6 protein-coding genes are annotated in these 9,985 nt (G+C 67.2%); 3 read left to right on the top strand and 3 right to left on the bottom strand.

All coding sequences use genetic code 11. The features are described from left to right. Positions 1 to 758: hypothetical protein (locus tag ACT3SQ_RS18395; protein WP_444601556.1), on the top strand; the 758-nt coding region annotated here is incomplete at its 5' end. A gap of 21 nt (positions 759 to 779) precedes the next feature. Here ACT3SQ_RS18395 and ACT3SQ_RS18390 read toward each other — a convergent pair. From ACT3SQ_RS18390 to dnaE, 3 genes are all read right to left on the bottom strand, one after another. Then, positions 780 to 1,271 (bottom strand): HNH endonuclease, encoded by a 492-nt coding sequence (locus ACT3SQ_RS18390; protein ID WP_444601555.1) that lies wholly within the window; start codon positions 1,269 to 1,271, stop codon positions 780 to 782. An 83-nt stretch (positions 1,272 to 1,354) separates the two neighbouring features. Beyond that, entirely contained in the window at positions 1,355 to 1,825 is a 471-nt protein-coding gene (gene ssb / locus ACT3SQ_RS18385) for a single-stranded DNA-binding protein (protein ID WP_444601554.1), read from the bottom strand. A 148-nt stretch (positions 1,826 to 1,973) separates the two neighbouring features. Beyond that, entirely contained in the window at positions 1,974 to 6,287 is a 4,314-nt protein-coding gene (gene dnaE, locus ACT3SQ_RS18380; protein WP_444601553.1) for a DNA polymerase III subunit alpha, read from the bottom strand. A 1,093-nt stretch (positions 6,288 to 7,380) separates the two neighbouring features. On the opposite strand from dnaE, the gene ACT3SQ_RS18375 reads away from it, so the two are divergent. Next, positions 7,381 to 8,298: a hypothetical protein gene (locus tag ACT3SQ_RS18375; RefSeq protein ID WP_444601552.1), complete on the top strand. Its 918-nt coding sequence runs from the start codon at positions 7,381 to 7,383 to the stop codon at positions 8,296 to 8,298. Beyond that, positions 8,295 to 9,985, top strand: a 1,691-nt coding sequence (locus ACT3SQ_RS18370; protein WP_444601551.1) for an FtsK/SpoIIIE domain-containing protein, incomplete at its 3' end; no start/stop codon positions are given. The genes ACT3SQ_RS18375 and ACT3SQ_RS18370, both read left to right, overlap by 4 nt.

Raw genomic sequence — 9,985 nt, 5'->3', positions numbered from 1 at the left:
TCTTAACGGCCCTGGCCATCTCGGCGTGCAGCTCGGAAGTGAGCTCAATCGACGCCCCTACTATTGAGCAGAGCGAAGCCGGGGACGCAGCCGCCCCCGAAACGCAGCAGGCGCTCGGTTCCGTCTCGAGCGTGCAGGACCTACAGGAAGCATTCCTCGCCGCCGGTGGCGACTGCGATGGAGACCTCGAGGACATAAACAACGTCAAGTCAGCGTTGGGGTCGGGTGTCTGCTCCGGCTCAGGCACAGTCCTGACGATCTACGTTGGCCACGACGCGGCGGAAGGAGCCGTGACAACGTTGATGGGAATGATGGACAGGATCGGATCCACAATGATCCTCGGGGAAAACTGGGCCATCAACCCCGCCGGCAACGATCTTGACCATGCGGACGAGATAGCCACTGCGCTCGGTGGTCAGCTGCTGACGACGGAAGCAACGCCAGTGCGTTCCCTCGATGAAGCCTTCACTCTCGAGCAAGCGGCTGAAGCGTATGACCAGGCAGACGGTACATCCTGCGCTGATCCCGTCGATGTGGGCTCCGATGTGTCCGTTCTGGAATGCGCAGATCTCACTCTGATCGTTGAAGCAGACCAGCCGATGTCCTCCGAAGCACTCCGCCAAGCGACCGCAGACGCACTCGAGCTCGACGGCGCGACCCCGATCGTCGGCAGGCGTCACATCGTAGCGATCTACTCAGACGACATCGATATCGATACGGTCGCTCGGCAGATTGATGGAGTTACTCCGAGCAACTGACCGGTGTTTCGCGCGTCCCAGTTAGCTGAAATCGTTCGCGCTCCATGTCGCAGCTCCGGGCCTCCACTGGACTCGCGGGGACACGTCTTCGGGGAAGTAGCGGCGGCGGCGCCACTGCAGGCGCAGGATGTACATCCGCGTCGGCACCGACCCGGACTTCCGGCTGTTGTGGAACGGGCACAGGGCCTGCTGGTTACTCATCGCTGTCCGTCCCCCGCGTGACCAGGGGTAGATGTGGTCTCCCTGGGTGGGGGTGTTCGTGCAGCGGTGCCACAGGATCGACTTGTGCTCACACCTGAGCCCCGCACGCTCGAAGGCGGCGCGGCGCTCGGCGACGGTGAAGCCGCGGCGGGGGTCTCGTGCGTCGCAGGCTCCGCCGGCCGGGGAGGCCAGCAACACGCAGACGAACAGCGTGGCGGCAACGGGCACGAGCACCCACGGGTGTTGGGCGATCACGTCGAGGACGGCCTCGAGCACGTGCAGGGCGCCGTTGAGCATCGGTGCGTTCGTCATCTCGTCCTTCCTCGATGGACGTGGGACGGGCCGTCGACTCATCCGGGTGGGATGTGTCGACGGCCCGCTGTGACCGGGTGGGGTCAGAAGTCGAAGTCGTCGTCCGAGCCCGCGTCGCCGGAGTCGGCCTTGACGGAGGCGCTCGCCTTCGCCTTCGGTGCGGATTTCGAGGAGGAGCGGTTGCCGTTGCCCTTGCGGCGGGTGGCTACGGTGGTGGCGAACTTGTTCGAGGGCCCGGCCTCCTCGACGATCAGCTCGAGAGTCGAGCGCTCGTTGCCGTCCTTGTCGGTGAAGTCGTTCTGCTTGAGCTTGCCGACGAGGATCACGCGATCGCCCTTCCCATGCGACTCGGCGAAGTTCTCACCGGACTCACGCCAGTAGGAAGCCCGCACGAACGTCGGTTCCCCATCCACCCACTCCTCGGACTCACGATCGAAGATCCGGTCGTTGTGCGCGACGGAGAACGAGGCGACCGGGATGTTCTTCTTCGTGTGGCGCAGCTCGGGGTCGGCCGTGAGCTGACCGACGACCGTGACGATGTTGTCCAGAGCCATGTGAACTCTCCTCTTTGGTATGCGTGACATCGCTGATGCTCTGCCACATGGCTGCAACCCCTCAGGGGCCGCGGCGGGACGATCCCGCATACCGCACCAGTGGGCGAAGCCGACTCCTCACAGGACGTGCCTACCCGGCCGGCGCGCGTCAGCCGGAGCGTGCAGCGACAGATGGGCCCAGTCCGTCGACCGAAACCGTTGCCGGGTCGATCGCTCCAGAGTTGATCGCATCGGACATCGCCCGCAGCTGGACGCGCCAATGCCCGGGCTGAATCACGACGCAGCAAAGCGCCGGCGTCGACACGAGCGCCGGGAGTCTGCCCGCGGCAAGGAGCTCAGTCAGCCGGCGCTGCGCGGTCGCAGGGACGCGCACGGATCCGTTCTCGGTCTCAAGCCGCAGATGCACCCCGGTACCCCGCCCTGCGCGGGGCGTGGCGAGCTCGAACCCTTCCCCGCTGACCTCACTCAGCGCCTCCTGCAGCTGCCGCCACTCAACGGTCCTGACGATGTCCTGGATCCCGAAATCCTTCTCAGCGCCCCCGGGCTCCGACACCTCCGGAACTGGCCCACGCTCCGGGTCCTCCAGCAGGGTCTCCCCCGGCGTGGACGGATCGGACTCGGACACGACCTCGGAGCCCGCAAGGCGATCCACGCCCGGGACGACCTCCCCGTCGTCGTCACTCGAGAAGCCCGGGCCCGAGCTCGAGTCCGTCCCACGCGGTTCCGGGGTGCCGTCAGCCAGCATCCTCCCCACCGCCAGGACCGGTTCGCCCTCAGCGTCACGATCAGCGTCTTCCACCGCCATGAATTCGACGTCCGACATCACGATCGAACGCTCGAGCGTGGTCTCGGTGCTGGACTCGCCTGTCACTTCGTCGGTGATCTCGCGCTCGACCTCTCGGATGCGGACCGTGCCGCGGATCTCGACCAAGTCCCCCACGTCAGGCATCCCGATCTCTTTCAGGTCGGCGTGGACATCGGTGAACCCGACCGTCTGGATGGAGGTGTGGGCGTTCTCCAGCTCCATCGTCACCATCCACGTGCCCTTGCGGGTCAGCCGCTCCGTGAACGCGGAGACGACCCCGCCAGTGTGGACCCTGGCACCGTCCGAGCCTGGCAGCCGGTGCAGCCCGACCGGTGGCTTCGGCGCCGCGTCATCGCCCGCATCGGCCCCGTACAGGGCGGCGATCTGACGAGCGAGGGCCTTCGTGGGGTGAGTGCCGGTGATCGCGAGGATGCTCGCCCGCTGCCGTGACGCCTTCTCCAGCACCGAGTACTCCATCTGCGGAACGCGGACGCCGGGATCCTTCGCGACGGCGCGGGAGGCGATCACGTGCCCGAGGCGGTATCCGTGGCCGACGTGGTCGAACGCTCCGGCCTGAGCGAGAGCCGCCAGCTGGGCGCTGGTGACGGACTTCTTCTTCCCGCCGTCATCGGTGGCGGGCACGACCACGCGAGTGGCGACCTCCGCCATCGAGGCGAACTTTCCGCCACGGTCACGTTCGGCGACGATCTCGGCTGCGATTGAGCCGACGCCCTTGATCTCTCCCAGGCCGAGCCAGACGGCGCCGTCGCGGGCGATGGTGTGCTCGTCGGAGGTGTTGACGTCAGGGGCCTGGACGGTGACGCCCTCGGCGCGCAGGGACCGGATCGTCGCGACCCTGAGGTGGGCCTTGTCCTTACCGGAGCCGGTGAACTGCAGCACGGCCGCCCCGAACTCGGCCGGCCAGTTCGCCTTCAGGTACGCAGTCTGGAACGCCAGGGCCCCATACGCAGCGGTATGCGATTGGTTGAAGGCATAAGCTCCCGAGCCCTCGAACGCGGTCCACAGCCGCTCCGCGGTCTGGGCGGAGATAGCCGGGACGGGCGTGGTTCCGTCTTCGGCGACGCCCTCGCGCTGGGCGCCGGCGATGAAGTCGGGCTTGAGGGAGTCGAGCAGGCCCTGCTTCTTCTTCGAGATCGCGCGGCGCAGGTTGTTCGCCCGCGCCGCGTCGAACTTCCCGACGGTCTTGCCCAGGCGCATCATCTGCTCCTGGAACAGGATCACCCCTTGCGACTGCCCCAGCACCGCCGCGATCACGTCCTGCTCGGCCGGATCGGTGGTCAGAGAGTCGTAGGAGACCGGTGCCTTGCCGCCGGTGCGCTCAGCCCACTCGGTGTGCATTCCGGCGCTCATCGGGCCGGGCCGGTAAGCAGCGATCAGCGCCGCGAGGTCATCAAGCGTGCGCGGATGCGCCGTGGTCAGCAGGTCACGCATTCCACCGGACTCGAGCTGGAACACGCCAGTGGAATCGCCGCGGCCGAGCAGTTCCCAGGCGGCCTCGGCGCGGGGACCGTCGGTGCGCAGCTCGAGCAGGTCGAAGTCGATCTCACCGTGGGTGGCAATGACGTTCTGTTCGGTGGCCTTGACGATGTCGAGGTTCCGCAGCCCGAGGACATCCATCTTCAGCAGCCCGAAGTCTGCGATATCGTCGCCGTCCCATTCCGTGATCCACTCGCCCTCGACCAGGCGCATCGGGACCAGTGGGGTGAGGTTCTCGTCGGAGACGACGACCCCGCAGGGATGCGTGCCGGGGCTGACGACGACTCCTTCGAGGACGGCGGCGTACTCCATCATCGTCGCCACGCCGTAGCGGGGCCGGCGCCGGGTTCCGGGGCTGGGGAGGTCATCGCCGTCCTGGGCCGCGAGGTGGTCGCGGAGGGTCTGGCCGGCCTCGTGGCGGTCCCGCAGCGCAGCGCCATCCTTCGTGCTCATGCCGGTGGTCTCCGGCGGGTCTTCGCGCAGGAGCATCGCCAGGCCCGCGCAGTCGGTGGGGAGCTGCTTCTTGACGTCGGCGACGGTGCTGACGGGGATCTCGAGGTAGCGGCCGGCGGAGTCGATGGCGCGCTTGGCCTTGTTGGTGCCGTGCATGCCGAGGCGGCACACGTTGTCGTGGCCGTAGCGGACGGAGAGGTAGTCGATCACCTCGCCGCGGCGTTCCTTCTCGAAGTCGACGTCGATGTCGGGCATCTCGGTGCGCTCGAGATCCAGGAACCGCTCGAACAGCAGCCCACCCTCGATCGGATCGATACCCACGATCTGCAGGCTGTACGAGACGGCCGAGCCGGGTGCTGAGCCGCGGCCGGGGCCGACATGGATCGGATCCTTCCGTACCCGCGCGGGGTCCTCGGTGTCGTGGTCGTGGTGGGTGACCCAGTCGGCGGCTGTCCAGTCGGAGCGGGCCCAGGCGATGAGGTCTTCGACGAGCAGGAAGTAGTCCATGACGCCGAGGCGGCAGATCACCGACAGCTCGAACTTCAGCCGCGCAGACACTTCGGTGGGTAGGGCTTCGCCCCAGCGTTGCTTGGCGCCGGCGTGGACGCGGTGCATGAAGTAGCTGGAGGTGACCGGGTCTGTGCCGTCAGCCGCCGAGGACGGGACCGCATAGCGTTTGAAGGACCCGTTCTTGAGTGCGGTGGTGAACCAGGCGGGGATCGGGAAGCTCGGCACCCGAAGACGGGTCTCGGGGAAGATGTCGGCGTCGATCCGGGCGGCGATGCGCACGGTCTCGTCGCAGCCTCGCTGCCAGATCTCATCACCCGGTCGCAGGGCGCGCATCTGAGCTTCGGTGCGGAAGAACTGACCGGAGCCGCTGAACCGGTACCGGTCAGGATCCCCGATGGTGCGGCCCGACTGACCGAGCGCAATATGCGCCTCATGGACTGGGTGCTCATCTTCGGCGACGTAGTGGGAGTCGTTGGTGACCACCACCGGCAGATCATTGCGAGTCGCGATCTCGTACAGGCCGGCAAGAGCTCGCTCCTGGGCTGCCTGACCATGATCGGCGAGCTCGACGTACACGTTCTCGTGACCGACCGCGCCGATGAGCCGCTCGAGGTTCGCCTGGGCGCGCTCGGCTTCCGCTGCGTCGGCTGCGGGGTCGGCGCCGGCGACGCGGGAAAGGGGTCCGGCGATGGGGCCGCCGACGCATCCGGTCAGCACGATCAGGCCTTCGGCGTGCTCAGCGAGGAGCTCGTAGTCGATCAGCGGGTACTTCCCGGCCTTGGACTCCTGGGAGCGGTTCGACATCTCGATCAGGTTCCGCAGGCCTGCCTGGGTCGAGGCGAGGATCGTCAGGTGTTCGTAGCGCTTCGTCTTCGTCGCCGCCCGAGTGCTCGAAGCCGAGGAGCCGCCTGGGTCGAGGTCGTCGGAGTCTGCGGCGACCTGGATCGTGCCCGGGTCATGCCGGGTGCCGGAGACGACGAGGTAGGCCTCGATGCCCGGGATCGGCGCGACGGTGCCGGACTTCGCGCAGGCGGTGCGGAGTGCCCAGAGGGAGGCGAGTCGGCCGTGGTCGGTGATCGCCAGAGCGGTCTGGCCGTCGGCGGCGGCGGCGTCCACGAGGCGGGTCACGGAGGATAGGCCGTCGAAGTCGGAGTACTCCGAGTGGGTGTGGAGGTGGACGAAGCCAGCAGTGCTCACCGAGATCCCTTTCGACGCCGTTCCCGTGCCAGTGCGCAGTGGGCGCGGCGGGCCCCTCGCAGGACGAGCCCGGCAGGTCGATCGTTCGCAGAATCGGCGCCGTGGCACTCCCCCGGTCCGGAACCGATAGACATTTCCCTTAAAGGTCATACCGGGGAACGTGGGATATGTGGGCGAACGCAGCCTGACCTGCACGTTTTGCGTTGGCACCACGGTGGCACTGCCCTCGTGCGCAGAGCGGCGGAAGCGCGCTCCGACCTGCTGAAACATGCGAATCTCGTGAGGACTGAGAATGGTGGCACTCCGTTGGCGAACGCGGGGTGACCTGCGAGAACTGCGGTCCCGTCTGCCAGGGCCCGTTTTCGGGGGCCGATAGACATTTCCCTTATAAGGTCATACCGGGGAACGTGGGATATGTACGCGAACCCAGCCTGACCTGCACGTTTTACGTTGGCACCACGGTGGCACCGCGTGGGCTGGTCGAGCGGCGGATACGAGTCCCGACCTGCACGAACGCGCAGATCCCGCCGGCCCAGCACATGTTGGCACCTCGTTGGCGAACCCGGGGTGACCTGCACGGATGCTTGACGATGCTGAGGCGGCTCACCCCGTTCACTGGGCGGGGATCGTGTCTGTCGAGGCGTGCACGTTGGCGCAGCGCCAACGAACACCCCTGCAAAACCGCAGGTCAGACCGGGTTTGCCAACGGCGCCAACGGAGCGCCAACGCTTGAACGTCGGTATTCGTGCAGGTCAGACCCCGTTTGACACCAAATCCTACATTGCGCGCCGGAAACTGCATACGTATAGGGGATCTGGTTTCATATCTCCTCTTACTACTACTACCTACTTCTCTATAAAGGTTATAGTGGGAGATGTGGGATATGGGGGTAAACACAGACTGACCTGCACGTTTGTCGGGTGGAGCGCGTTGGCGTTGGGGTGTAGAGAATCGCCGAAAGTGTAGATGACCTGCACGAACGCTTCGTTGGCGCATGTTGGCGCTACCCCTTCAACGTCGGCACACCGGTGCCGCTGGAGCCTCCTTCGCATATGGGTTGGGTGAGAGCACCTTTCGACCCTGGAGGCCCACGATGCACACCCGACGAGCGCGGTACCTGCTGCAGCCCGGCGAGCCCCTCACCCTGCCCGAGCGGACCGTCCCGCAAGTGGTGCGGCTCGGCCTCGCCCGCACCGTCCTCGGTCTCGACGACGCCCGGATCCTCACCTCCCCCGCCGTGGCGATCCCCCTGCCGCGCTACCTCGACGGGCTCCCCCTGCGCGGCGCCGCCGGCACCCGACCCGACGCGCTGCGGTTCCCGTTCATGTGGCTCCCGGCACCGCTGCGAGAACGGTTCGAGATCGACACCGGCGAAACAATCTCGCTCGAGAGCGACGACGCCTGGGCACTCAGGGTCGTGTTCGAAATGTGGGGCAGCCGCCTCTACGACATCGAGACCGCCGGCTGGCTCGACGTGCTCGCCCTCTACGACCTCGACGCAGACGACACCGCCACCCAGCAGCGCATCCAGGCGTGGTGGGACGGCGCCGACGACGAAACCCTCGACGCCATCGACCTCTCCGGCGCCCTGGTCCCCGAGACCGACGAGGACTCCGACTGGGCCTCGATCGCATCCCTGGCGCTCGTGGACTCGTTCGACAAGGCCTCGATGGCGCTGTCAGCCGTGGACACCGTCGCGCTGTGCGAGCTCGTCACCGACGGGGACCTGACCCCGCTCGGCACCAGCGACCCTGCCCGAGCCGTCAGCTCCCTGGTCCGCATCGCCCGCACCCGCTTCACCTCCAGCGCCGAGGTCTCCCAGCTTCTGAATCACCTCCAGGCCCGGTGCGACTCCCCCGGCGCCGACGGGCCGCGTCTGGTCGACGAGATCATCCCGCAGCTGTCCGAGATCGCGCAGGGCCTCTGGACCGCCTACGAGCCAGTCCTTGTCGAAGTTATCTCCAGCTTCACAGGCGACAACCTCGCTGGTGCAGGGGCAGAGAGCCGATGAGCGCGAGCACAGCGCAGGTGCAGCGGACCCGTCACCGGGTGCCCGGGTTCGACCCGCACAACGACGCCCACGTCGCCGCGGTCGAGGCGAAGCTCAGCGACGAGGCCGGCACTGGATTCCGGGTCGTCCGCTTCGATCCGGAGACGCAGACGGTCACGTTCGAACGCACCCGGGCCGTGACCGAGGTCGCCGCCGAGAAGGGCACCACCCGTTTGATCGCGAGCCTCCGCACCGGCGCGAAGCCCTCCGACGGGGAGCGGGAGGCGATCCGGCTGGAGAACCAGAACCCCGGCTACACGATGACCCGCTTCGAACCGCACCTGAGCCACGCTGTGCTCGAGAAGCTCTCCGAGGACGCGATCCGCTGCCGCGGAGCCGTCGCCGTCATCCTCGCCGTGAAGCCCTGGCAGGTCCAGGTCGCCCGCCGCCGCGGTGGTGGCTTCGTCCTCGAGCTCCCCACCAGCTATGTCCCCTCCCGACACGACGGGAAGCTCACCGAGGTCGCGGAGAACGTGGTCGGACGGCCCGGCTGGTACGTCGACATCGACGCCAAGGCGCTCACGGCGCAGGTCATCCCCGCCCAGCCCCCAACGTTCCCGGCGATGATCCCGTACCCCTTCGACCGCGACATCCCCACGTTCACCTCCCCCGCCGACACCGCATGGACGCAGGCACCGCTCGGATGCGCTCTGGGCCGTCCAGGAGACGCCACCGGGCCGGAGTTCCGCCTCGACCTCGCCAGCGCCTCCCACACGCTGCTGCAGGGCCTGCCGATGTCCGGCAAGAGCGTGAACATCAACGCGTTCGCGTACTGGATGCTCCAGGCCGGTGCCGAGCTCGCCATCGTCGACACCCCCGACAAAGCCGTCGACTTCGAATGGATCAAGCCTTACGTCCGCGACGGCGGGTGGGGGTGTGAGAGCTACGAGGCGATGGTCGCCAGCTGCGGGATGGTCTACGCCGAGGGCAAGCGCCGCGCCGCCGTCCTCAAACGCCGCGGGATCAACAACTGGTTCTCGATCACGGATGATCCCTCGTTCCGCCCGATCGTCCTGATTGCCGACGAGTACACCGGCCTGATGACTCCTGAACGCGTCCCGAAGGCCCTGCCGAAGGATCATCCGATGCGGGTGGAGGCCGAGGCGACCAACGGGTTCAAGGACATGGTCGCCACGTTCATCCAGAAGATCGCACTCGAGATGCGGTTCGTGGGCGTGCACGTGTTCGTCTCTACCCAGCTGGGCAACACCAAGACCGGCGTGTCCACTGCTCTGAAAGCCGCCTGCGGCAACAGGTTCCTCATGGGCCCTAACGCCTCGGACAACCAGCGCGCCAACGCGTTCTCCGCGCCGGACTCCGTCGCCGAGGTCCCCGAGAACGTGAAGACCACTGCCGGGGTGTCCAAGGGCGTCGGCGTCACCGAGACCGAAGGCCAGCCCTCGAGGGTGTTCAAGTGCTACTTCGCACCGACCGCCACATTCGCCGAGCACCTCGCCGAATCCAGCGCCGTCCGCCGCACCAGTCGCCCGGAGCCGACCCGGGCGGAGATCGCCGAGCACACCGGTCTGGACGACCTCGACGACGGCGCCGGCCAACTCGGGGATGACGATCCCTGGAACGGCCGCAGGGCACCGAAAGCTGACGCAGACCGGATCTTCAGCGAGGACGGCACGGAACTGCGGGGTGC

It is taken from the genome of Brachybacterium sp. AOP42-C2-15 (assembly GCF_052377065.1).
In the GTDB taxonomy this organism is placed as follows: domain Bacteria; phylum Actinomycetota; class Actinomycetes; order Actinomycetales; family Dermabacteraceae; genus Brachybacterium.
This window is presented reverse-complemented; position numbering and strand designations above follow the sequence as displayed.